The organism is Anabaenopsis sp. NIES-4685 (assembly GCF_059725405.1).
On sequence record NZ_AP043602.1, the window covers coordinates 3,046,699 to 3,065,479 of the forward strand.

The 18,781-nt window shown below is 41.7% G+C and carries 17 protein-coding genes; 4 read left to right on the top strand and 13 right to left on the bottom strand.

Translation table 11 applies throughout. The features are described 5' to 3' along the window. Positions 1-160: 160 nt before the first annotated feature. From AC6IZ0_RS13110 to aat, 5 genes are all read right to left on the bottom strand, one after another. On the bottom strand, positions 161-1,396 hold the full coding sequence (locus tag AC6IZ0_RS13110) for an RNA-guided endonuclease InsQ/TnpB family protein (RefSeq protein ID WP_497723282.1): 1,236 nt from the start codon (positions 1,394-1,396) through the stop codon (positions 161-163). Between the two features lie 45 nt (positions 1,397-1,441). Next, entirely contained in the window at positions 1,442-1,696 is a 255-nt protein-coding gene (locus AC6IZ0_RS13115) for an IS607 family transposase (protein ID WP_497723284.1), read from the bottom strand. Between the two features lie 201 nt (positions 1,697-1,897). Beyond that, positions 1,898-2,101 (bottom strand): hypothetical protein, encoded by a 204-nt coding sequence (locus tag AC6IZ0_RS13120; protein ID WP_271734066.1) that lies wholly within the window; start codon positions 2,099-2,101, stop codon positions 1,898-1,900. A gap of 156 nt (positions 2,102-2,257) precedes the next feature. Continuing rightward, positions 2,258-2,821 carry a peptide deformylase gene (gene def, locus AC6IZ0_RS13125; RefSeq protein WP_271734064.1) on the bottom strand — a complete coding sequence of 188 codons (564 nt, stop codon included), beginning with the start codon at positions 2,819-2,821 and terminating at the stop codon, positions 2,258-2,260. Positions 2,822-2,963: 142 nt separating this feature from the next. Then, the gene (gene aat, locus AC6IZ0_RS13130; RefSeq protein ID WP_497723287.1) at positions 2,964-3,539 is read right to left on the bottom strand and encodes a leucyl/phenylalanyl-tRNA--protein transferase; all 576 of its coding nucleotides are present in this window, start codon (positions 3,537-3,539) and stop codon (positions 2,964-2,966) included. Positions 3,540-3,615: 76 nt separating this feature from the next. On the opposite strand from aat, the gene AC6IZ0_RS13135 reads away from it, so the two are divergent. Further along, the gene (locus AC6IZ0_RS13135) at positions 3,616-3,945 is read left to right on the top strand and encodes a DUF8822 family protein (RefSeq protein ID WP_271734063.1); all 330 of its coding nucleotides are present in this window, start codon (positions 3,616-3,618) and stop codon (positions 3,943-3,945) included. Positions 3,946-3,984: 39 nt separating this feature from the next. Here AC6IZ0_RS13135 and rpsN read toward each other — a convergent pair whose 3' ends face one another. The 4 genes from rpsN to blaOXA all read right to left on the bottom strand — a co-directional run bounded on the left by rpsN (position 3,985) and on the right by blaOXA (position 7,114). Beyond that, positions 3,985-4,287, bottom strand: a complete 303-nt coding sequence (rpsN, locus tag AC6IZ0_RS13140; RefSeq protein ID WP_497723289.1) for a 30S ribosomal protein S14 — start codon at positions 4,285-4,287, stop codon at positions 3,985-3,987. Between the two features lie 32 nt (positions 4,288-4,319). After that, positions 4,320-5,030: an endonuclease III gene (gene nth / locus AC6IZ0_RS13145; RefSeq protein ID WP_271734061.1), complete on the bottom strand. Its 711-nt coding sequence runs from the start codon at positions 5,028-5,030 to the stop codon at positions 4,320-4,322. Further along, a complete protein-coding gene (gene rseP, locus AC6IZ0_RS13150; RefSeq protein WP_497723291.1) occupies positions 5,006-6,103 on the bottom strand; it encodes an RIP metalloprotease RseP in 1,098 nt (365 codons plus the stop codon). Before rseP ends, nth begins: the two co-directional genes overlap by 25 nt. A gap of 165 nt (positions 6,104-6,268) precedes the next feature. After that, complete coding sequence (gene blaOXA / locus AC6IZ0_RS13155) at positions 6,269-7,114, bottom strand: class D beta-lactamase (RefSeq protein WP_497723293.1); 846 nt, start codon at positions 7,112-7,114, stop codon at positions 6,269-6,271. A gap of 234 nt (positions 7,115-7,348) precedes the next feature. Here blaOXA and AC6IZ0_RS13160 point away from each other — a divergent pair, with 234 nt between their 5' ends. Beyond that, positions 7,349-10,036: a DNA methyltransferase gene (locus AC6IZ0_RS13160; protein WP_497723296.1), complete on the top strand. Its 2,688-nt coding sequence runs from the start codon at positions 7,349-7,351 to the stop codon at positions 10,034-10,036. 146 nt (positions 10,037-10,182) lie between these two features. On the opposite strand, the gene AC6IZ0_RS13165 is transcribed toward AC6IZ0_RS13160, so the two are convergent. The 4 genes from AC6IZ0_RS13165 to AC6IZ0_RS13180 form a co-directional block, all read right to left on the bottom strand. Further along, positions 10,183-10,452 carry a hypothetical protein gene (locus AC6IZ0_RS13165; protein WP_497723297.1) on the bottom strand — a complete coding sequence of 90 codons (270 nt, stop codon included), beginning with the start codon at positions 10,450-10,452 and terminating at the stop codon, positions 10,183-10,185. A gap of 589 nt (positions 10,453-11,041) precedes the next feature. Further along, positions 11,042-12,322, bottom strand: a complete 1,281-nt coding sequence (gene serS / locus AC6IZ0_RS13170; RefSeq protein WP_497723299.1) for a serine--tRNA ligase — start codon at positions 12,320-12,322, stop codon at positions 11,042-11,044. Between the two features lie 110 nt (positions 12,323-12,432). Next, positions 12,433-13,011 (bottom strand): DUF3611 family protein, encoded by a 579-nt coding sequence (locus AC6IZ0_RS13175; protein WP_280792006.1) that lies wholly within the window; start codon positions 13,009-13,011, stop codon positions 12,433-12,435. A 147-nt stretch (positions 13,012-13,158) separates the two neighbouring features. Continuing rightward, entirely contained in the window at positions 13,159-13,662 is a 504-nt protein-coding gene (locus tag AC6IZ0_RS13180; protein WP_497723301.1) for a GNAT family N-acetyltransferase, read from the bottom strand. 154 nt (positions 13,663-13,816) lie between these two features. Here AC6IZ0_RS13180 and AC6IZ0_RS13185 point away from each other — a divergent pair, with 154 nt between their 5' ends. Next, entirely contained in the window at positions 13,817-16,408 is a 2,592-nt protein-coding gene (locus tag AC6IZ0_RS13185) for a M1 family aminopeptidase (protein ID WP_497723303.1), read from the top strand. Between the two features lie 648 nt (positions 16,409-17,056). After that, a complete protein-coding gene (locus tag AC6IZ0_RS13190) occupies positions 17,057-18,778 on the top strand; it encodes an ABC1 kinase family protein (protein ID WP_497723305.1) in 1,722 nt (573 codons plus the stop codon). Positions 18,779-18,781 lie beyond the last annotated feature (3 nt).

An 18,781-nucleotide genomic window follows, 5' to 3' on the forward strand; every position in this document is an offset into this window, starting at 1 on the left:
CGTGAGGTACAATTTTTTTTAGTTTGAGGGAACAGGGAACAGGGAACAGGGAATAGGGAATAGGGAATAGGGAATAGGGAACACCGGAATTGGTGTGTACTTCATGAGACTGAAAAAGGCTTTATTAAAACACGAAGAGTTTGTGAAATTATAGACAAATCTACAAAGTCACTTTACCAGGGGTAAACCTGATTGGAGTTACTCCTAACCCCTCTATCCCGTCTGCAAAAGCGTTCAGGACTGCTTTTCTTAATATGTTGTACGCCCCATTTAAATCAGCGTTTATTAACCCTCCATTAGAAGCTTTATACAACCCACGAGCTACTCTTCTACCACTAAATACACGTTCTGCCCCTTTTTGGTACTCCGGGATATTATCAAGGTCAAGAAAACTAGCCTTAGAGGTATAACTTTCTTCGTTGATAATAACTTTAACGCCAGCTAAGTTAGCTTTATAAACCAACTGCTCGATAAATTTATAGTGCGGTATCTGAACAAAATTTTGATTGTTACGCTTACCAATATTAATATCTTGCTTCCACTGTTTGTTGTTACCAATCACCAAAGTATCAATCTGATTTTGTCGAAGGTAATTAATAATGGTTCTACTAGCTTGGTGTAGATAGGTATCAAATTTACTATCTCTTTTGGTGAGAAGATTGGATATTTTGTTGGAGGTGTATTTATTCGGGTCTTGAGTTTGAAGCTTCGATTGGAGTTGGGCTTTTTGTTTATTAAAGAATTGATTGGTTGACTTTAATGGGCGACCATTAATAATCAACGGCTGAAAGCCTTTTTTGTTTGAAGCTATGGTGGCCAGGTTATTAAGCCCCAAATCGATAGCTGCAATATATTGATTCCTAACTGTGACTACTTCATTCTTTTCATAAACAGCCTCTACTACATAGAATCCACTTCTAGGTACTAATCTAAGTTCTTTAACTTTACTTTGAATAGCAGTTGAAATAGATATATTTGTACCTGAAGGTTGTAATAACCCTTTTTTTAACCCTTTTTTGCTAATACCCTGTGCCGGGTAAATGACCACACAACGACCTTTTGTTTTATGTTTATATCCAGGTAGTCTAGGCCGACCTTTGAACTTATCAGGGTTGGTCGTAAAAGAACTAATAGCTGCAAAATATGAAAGCCAGCATCTATCAACTAATTTAATGATTTGACAACTTACCTTTGCTGGCAAAGCTTTATAATCAACAGATTCTTTGATTAGGTGATAGGCTCCCGCATAATTAATATGCTTGTTGTTATGAATGTATTCCTGTCTAACTATGAAGTTAACAGCATTGTATAGGTTCTTCGATTTAAAGCAAAGTTCATCTATTTCTTTGTATGCTGGGTGACTTGGTTTAATAACATGACGCTCAATCAGATTCATTTTGTAACTCCTGAGTGATACGTTCTGTCTTTCTCTTTGATCTTCTTAACCCATAAATCCTTGCACTAAAGCATATTGGGTTAACCTTTCAGCTTGTTTTTCTAAGTTGTCTTTTGAACCATTATCAGAAACACGGCAGTAGATAGCTACAACTTTGTTAGGGTTTTGGTTAGTTTCACGTAGATTAATAATTATGGTTCCTGTAGGTTGTTGATAACCTGTGATTACGCCGGATTTGTACCAACGCCACGCAGTTCTATAACTTATCCCTACCTTTTTTGCATAATCAGATAGTTTCATTCATTTAATGATCGTACATTCATAATTATATTATACTGCAAATGTACATAAATGACTATAAATTCATTAAATTATTGTAGACACTAAACCAAGAATAAACCAAGAATAAATATGGGTAAAAATGTGAAGCGAAAAAAATAAAAGGTGAAGGATGAATTTTGCCTTTGGTTTCATCCCTCTACCTTTTTATATACCTGATGCTTATTTAATGTTAGCCCGTGCGTCCTTCACTGCAGCAAAGAAAAATAATCCCGTGAGTGGAATGCTCAATCCGAGGATAATGGCAGTTACCTGAACACCTAAATCTGGTTGTCCAGAGGTAAGTTCAAATACTGAACCCACGGCGGCGATCGCTGTGATGCAAGCACCACCTAGAAATAAACCGCTTTTTGGAGTATACACTATTATTCCTATGTGAAAATGTTAACAATTGCTCACTTTTTTATCTTACTTGACCATGGAAGTACCTAAACTATCCACAGTACAAATTTTTAATTATTTAGTTCATAGTAGCATGAATTCAGTGAAGGAAAGATCAGCAAAACAGATTTTAGCGAACCCCTATGCTACTGGTTTCACCGACTGATAGGAGAAGCCATTTTTCGATAACTCCTGGGCTAAACTCAAGGAATTTTCCACCCGGTCTACAAATACTACCCCATTGAGGTGATCCATTTCGTGCTGAATGCAGCGTGCGAGTAGATCATAGGCTTTGAGGGTTTTGGGACGGCCGTATTCATCTTTATAAGCAACTTCTACGGATTCGGGACGTTTTACCTCTAAATAAACATTGGGAATACTCAAACAGCCCTCTTGGGCCACGCATACTTCCTTACTGACTTGTTTAATGGTGGGGTTAATCAATACCAGTGGGGGGTTAGCAGGGTTATCTGGTTCGCAATCAATCACAATGAGTTGTTTATGAATTCCTACTTGAGGTGCGGCTAAACCAATACCATCGCTACTGTACATAGTTTGCAGCATTTCCCGGATAAGTTTACGGATTTCATCGTCTACTTTAGTAATCCGCTTGGCATCTTGACGCAGGACGCGATCGCCCAGATAGTGAAGTTTTAAGGGGGGATTTTTTAACTTTTTCTTCTCGACAGCAATTTCAGAAGGCATGATAATCAATGACTAAGTTGTGAAAATTCCTACCGTTTTAATTCTATCAAAACATAGTGGGAGCGTGATCACCCCTACTCTTTATATAGCAGATGAAACTTAGTGTATAGCTTTTGACTAGGAATTTATCCTATTTTATACTTCACACCAAAGAACAACGACGTTGTAGCGCTTGTTTAAGTAAACTTTGGTACTCCTCATCCTTAATCCCATAAGCGCCAAATCTAGCTAAATGGGGGTTCATCATTTGAGCATCAAACAGTAGAAACTGGTTTTGGCGCAATCTTTCCACCAACTTAACCATCGCCACCTTAGAACCTTCAGGAATGCGGTAAAACATCGACTCACCAATAAAAGCACCGCCAATAACAATTCCTAGGATACCCCCAGCAAGTTGGTCACCTTGCCAAGTTTCAAAACTATAAGCGTAACCATTCTGGTAAAGTAAGTAGTAAATCTCTTGTAACTCCGGCGAAATCCAAGTAGTCTCGCGGTCAGCACACCCAGCCACCACGGATGGAAAATCACAGTTAATGCTCAGGGTAAAACGCTCTTGATTGAGAACACGCTGCAAAGACCTAGGGTAGCGAAATCGCTCATCTAAGGGAATCAAAGTGCGATCGCGACTGGTGTACCATCCCAGGCCTTTGTTGTCATCAGCCATGAGAAAATAACCTTGAGCATAACCCCGAACAATAGCAGCGATATCGTATTCCATAATTTCAGCAAACAAGCAAAAAAAACCCTCAGCGTACCTTTGCGTTTCCCTTAGCGTTCCTCTGCGTTAAAAAAACATGACCGAAGCAATACCACCCATTACCCTACCACCTTCCAACAACCCCGATCTTGAAGGTCAGTGGTTGCAAGACCGATTATTAAAGTGGTTAGACACAGAATTCCTCCCCGAAATAGTCAATCAAAAAATTGCCCACAGGGCGGCACAAATTTTTGTCCGACAACGCATGGAAGGAGAGAATGACTTAGGATCTCTAGTTATAGCCATTGTTACAGAGATGCAGGCATTTGATTTTTCTAAAAGTTTCTATGGAGAATTTGCGATCGCCAACGCCGTCAGCGATCTACTCTTAGATAGTCTAGGCATAGACCGTTGCTGCGGAGAATAGTTTAGTCATTTTCTCCTTCCAGGAGAAAATGAGCAGTGACTACCAGCTAGACTTAACCACACCCGGTAAAAGACCTTCATCGGCCCATTCCCGGAACACATTCCGAGACAGACCAAAGTCGCGATACACACCCCTGGGACGACCAGTTACCCAGCAGCGATTGCGGTGACGAGTCGGCGCACTATTCCGGGGTAGCTGTTGAATTTTCCGGTGAATTTCCAATTTATCCAAGGGAGATTCCGCACTTTTGAATTCTGCCAATAATGCTTCTCGCTTTTCACTATACTTTTCTACCAAGTTGGCGCGTTTTTTTTCGCGCTCAATCATACTCTTTTTTGCCATAAATTCTTTAACTGGTTTACAGACAGCATTTTCTATTCTATCGTGTTTTCAGAATTTCTCGAAATAAATGTTTTCTCACCAGTGGGACATAAATCATGGAGATAGCAAGCTTCGCAGAGGGGAGAACGAGCCTTACAAACAGCACGACCGTGATAAATCAAACGAATTGACCAATTTTCCCAATCCGGACGGGGTAACAACTTCATTAAATCTTTCTCAATCCTCACCGGGTCAGAAAATTTCGTTAACCCCAAGCGTTGGCTTAACCGCTTAACGTGAGTATCAACAGTCACCCCCGCATTAATACCATAAGCGTGAGCTAAAACTACATTTCCCGTTTTTCGTGCCACCCCTGGAAGCTGTAATAATTGCTCCATTTCCTGGGGAACAACAGAGTCAAACTCCTTGACAATCATCCGACAAGCTGCTTGAATATTTTTGGCCTTATTTCTGTAAAAACCCGTAGACCGTACTAAAATTTCTAACTCTTCTAGGTCAGCATTGGCCAAACTAGCCGCGTCCGGAAACCGGGCAAACAAAGCTGGTGTAACCTTATTCACTCGCTCATCAGTACACTGAGCCGAAAGAATGGTTGCTACCAGCAATTGTACTGGGGTAGAGTAATTCAAAGAGCAAGTTGCATCTGGATAAAGACCCTGCAACCGGGCGAGAATTTCTAACGCCCGTTGCTTTTGAGATGAGGATTTGCGGGTAACACTCACTGGAATAACTTTTGCACCCAATCTAACTGGGAGGTTAACTGACTAGTTTCTTTAACAATCAGAAAAATTCCTAGTCCCAAGAGTAACATTAAACCAGTTTGCATCACACCCTCTTGAATGCGGTTAGGTATTGGCTTACCTCGTAAACCTTCAATTAGCAAGAATGCCAGTTGTCCGCCATCTAGAGCGGGTAAAGGTAAAATATTAATAATTGCCAAGTTAATGCTGATTAAAGCAGCAAAAAAGAACAGACTACCTGTATCATTTTGGGCAATGCTAGAACCAATTTGGACAATTTTAATCGGTCCTGCTACCTGACTAGCTGTTTCGCCAAAGTTGGTAATTAGTTGGCCAAAGCCTTGAAATGTCATGGTAACCAGGCGCTGAAATTCACTACCACCAATATTGAAAGCTTGTGCCAAATTCTTCACAGGACGGCGAATAACTTCACCATTGGGAGCAAGTCCCACGCCAATACTACCTCCAGCTGGCTTCTCTTCAGGAACTACATTGACAGTTAGCCTTTGGTCGCCACGGGCAATTTCTAGCTGTACAGGTTGACCGGGACTATTTTTGATAATATCCCGTAAATCTTCTATTTCCTGTAGTGCTGTGCCAAATTCCCTGTAATTAGCCGCTAAAATCACATCTCCTGGTTTAATTCCAGCAGATGCGGCCACAGAACTCACCTCTGGCGCTAGTTGTTGAATTAAAACTCCCGGTTGGCTACTTTGTCCTATACCAACCAGACCTACCTGACTTACCAACAAGAAATAGGCAAAGATTAAATTGGCGATCACTCCCGCGCTAATGACAATCGCCCGATCTAAAATTGGCCGGTTACGCAGCAAATTCGGGTCATTGGGGGGAATATCGCTATCAGGGTCATCATCGGGGAAGCCCACAAACCCACCTAAAGGAAAGGCGCGGATAGCATATTCGGTTTGAGAACCTTGGTATTTCCAAAGAACAGGCCCAAATCCTAAAGAAAAGCGGTTAACGAGAATACCTTGAGAACGAGCTGCGGTAAAGTGTCCTAACTCGTGTACCAAGATCAAAACAGCCAAGACTGCGATCGCTGCTAAAACTGACATAGAGCTTAGTCAAAATTCGGATATATCATTCTTATTCTAATAGTTAAGGAATGGCTAAGGAGTCTAAGCACTAACGCACTACTCGAATTTCCATAGAGGTGCCCCGCACCACCTCACCCACTAGCATATCTACAGAGAAATTTACTAACAATTTACCACCTCTGATTATAGCACACCCAACTCTTGAAAACAACGGCGTGTTAACTCCAGCCGAGCCGAGGGATCTTTCTGATTACGAATTTCTATATTAGTGGCAAAAAAGTAAACATCTTTGTCCCGCTCCACGTAACCCACATACCAGCCGATTTTCGGTGTTACCTTGTCTTCAAACCCCAGCCAACCTGTTTTAGCTCTAATTGTATAATCGGGAGTTTGCTCCCTAATCATCATATCTTTGACAATGGCAAGCGATCGCTCAGAGAAAGGTAAGTCATTATTGTAGAGACGACGGATAAATTGAATTTGCTCTTGAGGAGTAATTCGCAGTTCTCCATCTAACCAAAATTTATCAACATCATTTTGACTACCAATTTTTTGATTCCCATATCCAGCTTCAGCCACCCATTTTTGCATTTTCTCATAGCCAATTCGACGGGCGAGAACCTGGTAAAACCAAACAGCAGATAACTTGAATGCTTCTTTCATATTCAAGTCTCGGTTCCACTCAGGAAGAGTTCTTTCTATCCCATCCCATGTTAAAACCGCAATTTCATCTACAATTACCCCAGTTTCTAGGGCAATTAATGAGTTGAGAATCTTAAAAGTTGATGCAGGTAAAAAAGCGGTTAAATTACGTTTTGGGTTATGTTCAAAAGTGCGATCATTTTTCAGGTCATAGATGATAATTGAACCCTCAACCCCTAATTCTTGAAAGTGCCGCCCAAAATCCATACCAGCCATATCTGCTGACTTGGTTAAACCTAAAACTGATGGAGTTGTTGGCAATCCCACTGACACAGTGCTACTCAACAATATCAAAGGAATAATACTTAAGCGAAGTATTTGACTCATTAATTTTGGTATAATCACTCTTCCATAAAAAGTGATTATACATAGTTTTCGGAAGTATGTTAAGAGAAGTCGGGGATCTTACCCCCTCACAGACACCCTCAGATCCCCGACTTCTAGCTAAATCATCCTAGACTATCTCTAATTATGTGAGAAGTCCGGGAGCTAAACTTACCCAAAGTGGATTAACCCATAACATAGTAACTACTCACACCACCTAGGGTATACCCACCAAAAATGACAGCAGCAACCCCCCAAAGCCTAAATAAATTCGTCAACTTTTGTCAGCAACACATCAAAGGACAAGAGAAACAAGAAGCACAAACATTCTTAGACCGATTTTTTAGAGCCTTTGGACACCAAGGAGCCTTAGACGCGGGGGCGAAATTTGAAGAACCCATCAAAAAAGGGAGTAAAAAAGGTAAAACCGGCTTTGCTGACCTAGTGTGGAAACCCCGCGTATTAATTGAGATGAAAAAACGCGGCGAAGACCTAAGTAAACATTACTCCCAAGCATTTGATTACTGGACACGATTAGTACCCCAACGCCCCAAATACGTCATATTATGTAACTTTGATGAATTTTGGATATTTGACTTTGACATTCAGCTAGATACACCCGTAGATCAAATATCCCTAGAGCAGCTACCAGAAAGGGCGGGAGCCTTTACCTTTATGGAAATTGGCAATAAAACTCCCGTATTCAATAACAACCAGGTAGAAGTCACAGAAAGAGCCGCTCGGCCCATGGGTCAATTACTCCTAGAACTAGAAAACCGGCCAGTTGAGAAACTAACCGCACAAAGGTTTATTTTGCAATGCGTCTTAGCTATGTTTGCTGAAGACAGACAACTATTACCAAGGGATATGTTTATTTCCTGCGTTCAAGACTGTATTAATGGCGCAAGTTCCTACGACCTTTTAGGTAACTTATTCCGCGAAATGAACCGACCGGGAAAAACCCCAGCGGGACGTTATCAAGGCGTAGAGTATTTTAATGGCGGGTTATTTTCCCACATTGAACCAGTGGAACTAACCCCAGAAGAATTAAAATTTTTAGACGTTTCCGCTAAAGAGAATTGGAGTAAAGTTAGACCGGCTATTTTTGGTAACTTATTTGAAGGAACAGTAGATCAACAAGAGCGCCACGCTAAAGGTATTCACTACACCTCAGAAGTGGACATCATGAAAATTGTTCGCCCTACCATTAGCCGTTATTGGGAAGAAAGAATAGAGGAAGCTAACACCCTCAAACAATTAGAACTACTGCAATTAGAACTACAAAGCTATCGAGTCCTTGACCCAGCTTGTGGTTCTGGCAACTTTCTCTATATAGCCTATCAGGAATTAAAGAGAATTGAAACCCTGCTCTTAGACAAAATCCAGGAAAATCGGAAATTAACCTCCAAGCAAATGCAGATAGGTTTAGTCACCCCCATGCAATTTTATGGGATGGATACTAACTTATTTGCCGTCGAGTTAGCGCGGGTAACATTAATGATTGGGCGGAAAATTGCCATTGACAACTTACAGTTAACCGAGCCAGCCTTACCCTTGGATTCTTTAGATAGGAATATTATCTGTGGGGATGCCTTATTTAGTCAATGGCCAAAAGCCAATGCAATTATTGGGAATCCGCCATTTTTGGGGGGTAAACATATGAGAATAGCTTTAGGCGACGAATATATAGATAAAGTTTTTCAACAATTCCCCCAAGTTAAAGACTCAGTAGACTTTTGCGCCTATTGGTTTAGGTTAGCGCACCAACACCTTGATGAACAAGGGAGAGCGGGTTTAGTAGCGACCAATTCAGTCAGTCAGGGTAAAAGTAGAGTCGCAGCTTTAGATTATATTACTCAAAATCAGGGTTATATTCATGAAGCCGTATCTACCCAACCATGGTCAGGGGAAGCGAAAGTTCATGTAAGTATTGTCAACTGGTGTAAAGCCAAACCGGGTAAATACTATTTAGATGATGAGGTAGTTAGCAGAATTAATTCTTCTTTGAAATCTAGTATTGATGTTACTCAAGCTGTGCGGTTAAAAGCTAACTTGAATAAATGCTTTCAAGGAGTTGCTCCTGTAGGAATGGGTTTTGTGATCACAGAAGAGAAGATAAAGGAATGGATAAAAGCGGATGGGAAAAATCAAGAGGTATTAAAACTATTTTCCATGGGTGCAAATCTGGCGCAAAATCCCCATGGTAAACCAGAGCGTTGGATTATTGACTTTAATGATATGAGTATTGAAGATGCGAGTGAGTATCAATTACCCTTTGAACATATTAAAATCAATGTCAAGCCAGAAAGAGATAATAACAGAAATTCTAAAGCAAGAGACTACTGGTGGAATTTTTTTTCCCATCGTCCAGCTATGAGAAAAGCTATTTCATCTTTATCTTATTACTTCACAGTACCTAGAGTTTCCAAATGGGCTATATTTATTCCAGCACCATTAAACTGGCTACCTGGTGACTTAAATATTGTAATTGCATCAGAAGACTTTTACATATTAGGTATTCTCACATCTAAAATACATCGTCAGTGGGTAAAAGCCCAAAGTTCAACTTTAAAGGGAGATACTCGCTACACTAATACCACCTGCTTTGAAACCTTTGCCTTTCCCCAGACAGCAACAGGGGAGATAGTCGAAAAAATCCGAGCCAAAACCGTAGAACTCCACGAATATCGGACTCAACAAATGGACTCTAAACAGTGGGGAATCACCACATTATATAATAAATTCTACAACGAACCCAGCAGCAAACTATCTAAACTCCATGAACAACTAGATAAACTAGTCATAGAAGCCTATAAATTTACCTCTGAAGATGACATTTTAGAGCAACTCTTAAAATTAAACCAAGAGCTACGAGACAAAGAAAACCAGAATCAACAGGTGATTGGACCCGAAGCAGTTAATTAAAATATTGTCAACAAACACTACATCTTTACCCCACCCTAACCCTCCCCTTGTAAATTGATGATCAGTCAGTTTTTTAACTACATTAACATTAGGAGTTTGACGAGTGGCTTCTGAAATAATATTTGTATCCAATAAATACTTGATAGTCAAAATTCAACATCCCTACCGACAGAGAGATCGCGCAAATCCGCAAAATCTGCATCATCAAAAGTAATATTCTCCTGCTGCATCCTTTCTCTAAATTGTAAAGTCATATCCCAAAAACCCTCACCCCCTGTTGGTACATCCTCTTTTTCTGCTACATCTTCCAGGATAGATGTGATTTCTTCTTCCAAAGTCCGTTGATGACTCTGGATTAGACGTTTGAGTTTTTCTATAACAATGGGATTAAGCCGTTTCAAGATAACTTGAGTCATATTTATTCATCTCCTTATAAACTAGAAAAACAGAATCAACAGGTAATCAGATCCCACCCAACAAAATAAAACATCTTCCCAAAAAACACCTTTGCGAACCTTTGCGCCTACTTAGCGACCTTTGCGTTTAAACCCAGTACAGGCGATCGCCTAACAAACACATAACCTTCCAGTCAGATTCATCTGACTTCAGCTATCAGACAGGGGTTTATAACCCCTGGTTTCTTACATCCCACCCAACCAAATAAAATATTGTCAAAAAACACCTTTGCGAACCTTTGCGCCTACTTAGCGACCTTTGCGTTTAAACCCCGTACAGGCGATCGCCCCCACAGACACCCTCAGATCCCCGACTTCTAGATAAATTATGGTGGGGTGTCTATGATTATGTGAGAAGTCCGGGATCTTACCCCCCCACAGACACCCAAAGATCCCCGACTTCTAGCTAAATTATCCTAGACTATCTCTAATTATGTGAGAAGTCGGGGATCTAAACTTACCCAAAGTGGATTAATGTATAACATAGTAATTCATCACACCACCTAGGGTATACCCACCAAATATGTATTATTTGTAGAATTTATCCAAATTACAAAACTTCCCTACCCAAATACACCTGTAAAGCTTCCGGTATTTTAACTGTACCATCCGGCTGCTGGTAATTTTCTAAAATTGCCGCCATAGTTCTGCCCACAGCCAACCCGGAACCATTCAAAGTATGAACATACTGAGTTCCTTTTTTCCCAGATTCCTTAAAGCGAATATCCGCCCTACGGGCTTGGAAATCTACACAATTAGAGCAACTAGAAATTTCTCGATACTTACCAGAAGATGGTAACCATACTTCTAAATCATAGGTTTTTGTAGAACCAAAACCCAAATCACCTGTACAAAGATTAATCACCCGGTAAGGCAATTTCAAAGCCTGTAAAATCGCCTCTGCATTCACAATCAATTTTTCTAATTCCTCAAAAGAAGAACTAGGATGAACAACCTTCACCAACTCCACCTTATTGAATTGATGCAGACGAATTAACCCCCGCATATCCCGCCCATAGCTTCCCGCTTCCCGACGAAAACAAGGAGTATAAGCACAATGATAAATAGGTAAATCTTCCGCTGCTAGAATTTCTCCCCGGTAAAGATTAGTCACGGGAACTTCCGCTGTAGGTATTAACCATAATTCATCATCAGCACATTTAAAGCTTTCTTCAGCAAACTTTGGTAACTGACCCGTCCCGGTTAAAGCCTCAGTATTCACTAACAAAGGTGGACTAACTTCTATATAACCCGCTGCAGTTTGCATCTTCAGCATAAACTGAATTAATGCCCTTTCCAAGGCAGCACCCGCACCGACTAAAGTTACAAACCGGCTTTGAGCAACTTTCACCGCCCGCTCAAAGTTGAGTATACCCAATTTTTCGCCGATTTCCCAATGAGGCAGAATATTCGGGTTTTGGGGTAGATATTCATCACCCCAGCGCCGCACTTCAATGTTTTCTTCTTCACTCTTACCAATGGGCGTAGAATCGCTGGGTAAGTTGGGAAGTGCTAGCAGGAGTTGGTCAATTTCGAGTTTTAAAGCCCTCTCCTGGGGTTCGAGTTCACCTAATTGAACTTTGAGGGCGTTACCTTCATCCCGCAAGGCTTGAATTTCTGGAGATTGAGGATTTACACCAGCTTTAATTTTTTGCCCTACCAGTTTACCAATTTCATTACTACGAACCTGAAGTTGACTACGTTTCCCTTCTAGTTCTCGCTGTTGCTTGTCTAACTGTAATATGGGTTCGATATCGTATTTACCACTACGACTATTCAAGCGTTGTTGAATTAATTGGGGATTTTCCCGTATTTGCTTAATATCCAGCACAGATTTTTCTCGGTTGCCTAGGGACTTATTGCCAAAACATCAGCATATACTGATTTTGGCTTCCTAGCACAGGAATTGCCAAGACAAAATCCCCCCTGGTTATTTTAGCCTCAGCTGCGGGTAATGCGATTCAGTAACCATATTGATACTGCTAGCCCGGCGAAGTGGGCAGAAACGGTGTTAATATTTGCCTGGACTACCAGCATATCTAAACCGCTAATAATTCGCGTGGGGTCAAATAATTGAGTAGTTGCAGCTTGGGGGGATATGGATCTGGCTACCAATGTCCCCACAATGGCTTGGGAGCCTAACAATGTGACCAGCATTCCCAGTAAATTAATCCATAGTCCCAAGCGTAATACTTCTAGGGTCTCACTTTTGCGCGGGCGGTTTTTGGGGTTGGGGGATTGCAATTGATTACCAATTATGGTATAGCGATAAGCCAAATAAATACCACCACCTAAAATCAGAATTCCGCAAACTGCTAGAAATACACCAAATCCTGTACCGGGGTTATTATTGGCGCTATTGGGGCGCTGACTAAAGATGGCAAACAGCAGGACAATAATGGCAGAAACAACACCTAGCACTAATTGCACCCAGAAGCTAATCCAACCCGTAAACCGGAAGTTTTTAGCAATAGCCTGGACAGTAGAGGAGGATGATGGAGTGTCAGGGTTTTGTGACATATTGGTACTAATCTCAGTGAAAAATTGTTAAATTTAATTAAAGTCAGTGAAAGGGTTACCCCTCCCACTGATGTGCAAAACTGTATAATTAATGGCTTTTACACTCTGTTTTAGTGGTTATTGAACCATTTTTCACAGAGGGCAGTTTTATAAGGTAATGGTATAACTATCGTGCAGGGATTTCACATACACGCGATCGCAGCGCGTCGTTTCCACCCCTGTCGCGGGTTGATAACCATTGCTTTCATACAACTTGACCGCCTCCACCAAAATACTGGCGGTCTCAATCCAAATTTGCTCAAAACCACGGGAGGCGATCGCTGCTTCTAGCTCTTGTAACAAATATCTTCCCAGTCCTAAACCCCTGACACTGGATAAAAGATACATTTTGCGGATTTCTACAGCTTTTTTCCCCCGTTGGGTGGGGTAGTATGCTCCCGTACCTACTAGCTGATTTTGGTGTTCAATTACCCAGAACTCACCTCCTGTGACTAAGTAAAATTCCTCAACTTGCAGCACATCTTTGTCTGCGCCCTGGGGTTCCCAACCCAGACCGTATTCTGATAATACATAACTGACAACAGAAGCGGCTCTGGTGCGATCGCCTATTTCCCAGTTACGAATCAAAAAATCTTGATAACATTTTCTCATTGGCTCAGGCTCGCACAGAAAATTTCTCTGGATCTATCTTCAATGTACTCAGTTAATAACCTTGATAGGAGACTTTGACCTTGGGATATTAACCAGATAGCATCTACATACAGATAAGCAGACTCTTCACAGATTAAAAGGTCACAAACCATCAATGTCGCAGTTTTATTTTGATACAGAAAACAACGGTCGTAAATCCTTTGAATTACCAGGTGCTAAACCTCACTACAACCCCGACCGACCTGGACAAGTAGAGCATATTTTTCTGGATCTGTGGTTAGATATTCCTCACCAAAGTTACCACGGTACTTGCAGCATTCGCCTATCACCAATTCGCAGTGGTATTAACCGCTTGACTTTGGATGCTGTCAACCTCAAGATTGAGTCTGTTTATGTAGACCAGATATCACAAACTTTTGACTATAACGGTGAACAGCTGTTTATTCAACTGTCTCAACCCACACAGATTGGTCAGCATTTATTGATTGCGATCGCCTACTCAGTAGAAAAACCCCAACGCGGTATATACTTTATTCAACCAGACCCATACTATCCCCACAAGCCCACCCAAGTTTGGACTCAAGGGGAAGATGAAGACTCTCGTTTCTGGTTTCCCTGTTTTGACTATCCCGGACAACTTTCTACCTCAGAAATTCGGGTGCGGGTTCCCAAAAATTTAATGGCTATTTCTAACGGCGAACTCATTGACACCCAAGAGCATGGGGAAGAGAAAATCTACCATTGGTCACAAAAGCAGATTCATCCTACCTACTTAATGACCTTAGCAGTCGGTGATTTTGCCGAAATTTATGATCATTGGCAAGATAAACAAGTCACATACTACGTAGAGCAGAGGAGAAAGGATGATGCTCAACGCAGCATGGGTAAAACTCCCCGGATGATCGAATTTCTCAGCGAAAAGTACGGTTATGCTTATCCTTTTCCTAAATATGCTCAAGTTTGTGTAGATGATTTCATCTTTGGGGGGATGGAAAACACTTCCACAACCCTCTTAACAGATAGATGTTTACTAGATGAACGCGCTGCTTTAGATAATCGCAACACAGAAAGTTTAGTTGTCCACGAATTAGCACACCAGTGGTTTGGTGATTTGCTGGTAATTAAACATTGGTCTCATGCTTGGATTAAGGAAGGTATGGCTTCCTATTCTGAGGTCATGTGGACCGAACATGAATATGGTGACCAAGAAGCGGCATACTATCGCTTATTGGAAGCTAGAAGTTACTTAAGTGAAGATAGCGATCGCTACCGTCGTCCCATGGTAACTCATGTTTACCGGGAAGCCATAGAGCTTTATGACCGTCATATCTACGAAAAAGGCTCTTGTGTTTATCACATGATCCGGGCAGAATTAGGAGAAGAATTATTTTGGCGCGCAATTCAAACCTTTGTCCGGGATAATGCCCATAAAACTGTAGAAACAGTAGACTTACTCAGAGCCATTGAAAAGGCCACGGGACGCAACTTAGCCTTTTTGTTTGACCAATATGTTTATCGTGGTGGTCACCCCGATTTTAAAATAGCTTACTCTTGGGATGGCGATGCTAATTTAGCCAAGGTGACGGTGACTCAAACCCAAGCAGACAAGAATGACAGTAAAGATTTATTTGACCTGAAAATTCCCATTGGTTTTGGTTATACCCAACCCGGTCAAACCGCACAACTCAATACTTTTACAGTGCGGGTGAATGAACGCGAACAAAGCTTTTACTTTCCCTTAGCAGAAAAACCCCAATTTGTCAGCTTTGATGTGGGGAATAATTTCTTGAAAACTGTTACCTTAGAATATCCAGTACCAGAGTTAAAAGCACAGTTAGAATTTGACCCCAACCCCATTTCTCGCATCTATGCAGCAGCAGCCTTGGCAAAGAAAGGGGGATTAGAAGCTACCATGGCACTGTCAAATGCACTGAGAAATGATTCATTTTGGGGTGTGCAGGTAGAAGCGGCTAAACAACTGGGGGAAATTAAGTTAGATCAAGCATTTGATGGCTTATTACCAGGATTACAAGATGAAAATCCTTTTGTGCGCCGGGCGGTGGTAGAAGCATTGGCCACCATCAAAACCTATGACAGTTACAAAGCTGTGAAAAAATTACTGAAAAATGGTGACCCCAGTTACTACGTAGAAGCAGCAGCTAGTCGGGCCGTGGGGTGCATCGCATCCCTAAATTTGGCAGAAAAACCCAAGGAAGAAAAGGTAATTAAGCTACTAAAATCCGTTTTGGAAGAAAGGTCCGGTTGGAATGAAGTTGTCAGGAGTGGTGCAGTGGGTGGTTTGGCTGAACTGAAAACCTCCGAAGCTGCCTTAAACCTCCTACTAGAATACACCAAACTTGGTGTACCCCAACCTTTACGCCTGTCCACAATTCGGGCTTTAGGTAAGATTTCTGTAGGTCAAAGTCCGGCGAATTTAGAACGGATCCTAGCAAGATTAGGGGAACTAGCCAAAGAAACCTTCTTTTTAACTCAAGTGGCTGTGGTGGTGGCCTTGGGACAAATGGAAACCCCCAAAGCTATGGGAATTTTGCGATCGCTAGCTGACCAAGCCATAGATGGGCGTGTGCGCCGTTATGCCGAAGAAGAGATTTCCCGGGTGCAAAAAAATGTCGGTACTGACAACGCACTGCGCCAGATACGTGAGGAACTAGACCAAATCAAACAAGAAAATCAAGAACTGAAAAGTCGCTTGTCCGGTCTGGAAGCTAAATCTCAAGGTCAGTAGTGATTAGTCATCCCATCAGTCTTAGAGGATGTTTGATAAGTCATGATTAGTGTATCAACTATTGTTTGACCCCACCCTCACCTTTCCCTTTATAAGGGAAAGGGGATTGGATTTGATTGTTTGGGTTCCCGATTCCCGATTCCCGATTCCCGATTCCCGATTCCCTGTTCCCTGTTCCCTGTTCCCTGTTCCCTGTTCCCTGTTCCCTAAGATAAAAATTACCTGTTTAATACTTTCCAAACATCCTCTTAGCTCAAACAGCAAGAAGCCTCTAGTCTTACCGCGAAGGGGATTCTTGCTTCACTAAGACTCCAACGAATTTACCCGCGCTAACGCGCATATCCGCTAACAGCACGCATAGTAGGGCAAGGTAAGTGAATGCTGAAGAGAAACTTAAAATTCTGCCCAATCACCAATTCTCGAATATTTGTACTTTTATGAAGTATAATTAAGGAAAAGATAAAAACATCTGGGCAGAGTGTAGGCTGTTTTACACCTGAAAAGGCCGCCGAGAATATGACCCAGAGAAAATTTAAATTCCCTAGTTTTTAATAAAAACTACCACAACTCCAAACTTACAATCTATTTGTAAATAGGGGTATAAAAAACAAAAGTATAGAATTCCCAGTTGAAGAGGTATGTAAAGGCGTGGGTCAGTATCAACCTGGTCAGCTACAACGCTACAATGCGGAGGCGATCGCTCGCCACTATGGTTACCGTCCCTGGCTTGGTTGGGGGCGAATGTTACAAATTATCTGGTCTTTTGCTGGATTTATTTTGAGTCTCAAGTGGGACGAATGGCAAGATAAAGTTGAGCAAAACAAAGGTAAACGTGCTTCCCAGTTACGAGAACTACTTACTAGACTTGGCCCGACATTTATTAAAGTCGGTCAAGCCCTATCTACCCGGCCAGACTTAATCCGCAAGGATTTCTTAGAGGAACTGATCAAACTGCAAGACCAGTTACCACCTTTTGATAATGCGATCGCTTATCAAATCATTGAAACCGAGTTAGATAGACCAATTAGTGAAGTTTTTAGCGAATTATCCCCTAAACCAGTCGCTGCTGCTAGTTTAGGTCAAGTTTATCGTGGTCGTCTAGTAACTGGGGAAGAAGTGGCGGTGAAAGTGCAACGCCCCAACTTACGCCCAGTGATCACCCTAGACCTTTATTTGATGCGTTGGATGGCTGGATGGCTAGCGCCTTGGCTACCCCTGAATCTCGGTCACGATCTAACTTTAATTGTGGACGAGTTTGGCATCAAATTATTTGAAGAAATTGACTACATCAACGAAGGTCGTAACGCGGAAAAATTTGCCAGTAACTTTCGCAACGACCCACGGGTCAAAGTTCCGAGCATTTACTGGAGTTATACCAACACCCATGTTTTAACTCTCGAATGGATTAATGGCTTCAAACTCACTGATAGTGCCAGAATCAAACAAGCCGGTTTAGACCCAGAGGGAATCATCACAATTGGCGTAACTTCAGGACTACAACAGCTATTAGAACATGGTTTTTTCCATGCTGATCCCCATCCGGGGAATTTGTTCGCCATGCCTGATGGACGTATGGCTTACATTGATTTCGGCATGATGGACCAGCTCGAGGAAGTGACCAAAGAAACTTTAGTAGATGCCTTAGTGCATCTGGTGAACAAAGACTACGCCGATTTAGCCACAGATTTTGTCAATTTGGGTTTTCTGACACCAAATACAAATATTAGCCCAATTATCCCCGCATTAGAATCAGTCTTGGGAAATGCCATTGGCAAGAATGTCAATGAATTTAACTTTAAAACCATTACTGATGAATTCTCGGAATTGATGTATGAATATCCGTTTCGAGTTCCCGCCAAGTTTGCTTTGATTATTCGTTCTCTAGTAACTCAAGAAGGTATTGCCCTCAGCCTCAACCCTAATTTCAAAATTGTAGAAGTGGGTTATCCCTACATCGCACGACGACTACTAACTGGGGAATCTCCAGAATTAAGGCGGCGACTGTTGAACGTGTTGTTTAAAGATGGTCGCTTCCAGTGGCAACGCTTAGAGAACTTAATCCAAATCGCTCGTACTGACAGCAGCTTTGATGTATTACCTACCGCACAAATGGGAATACAATATTTACTGTCTGAGGAAGGTGGATTTCTCCGCCGTAAGTTGGTATTGGCACTCACTGAAGATGACCGCCTCCATACCGCAGAAGTTCAACGCCTGTGGGATCTTGTTAAAGATGACATCAAACCGAATCGGTTGTTAGATGCAGCCATGGGTATGTTGACCCAGTTATCTAGAGAAGGCGTAACGGCCATCATTCCCAAATCTGCTCTTGGTAATGTCGAATCCAAGGCTCAAAAATCCCAGGTTTAAGTT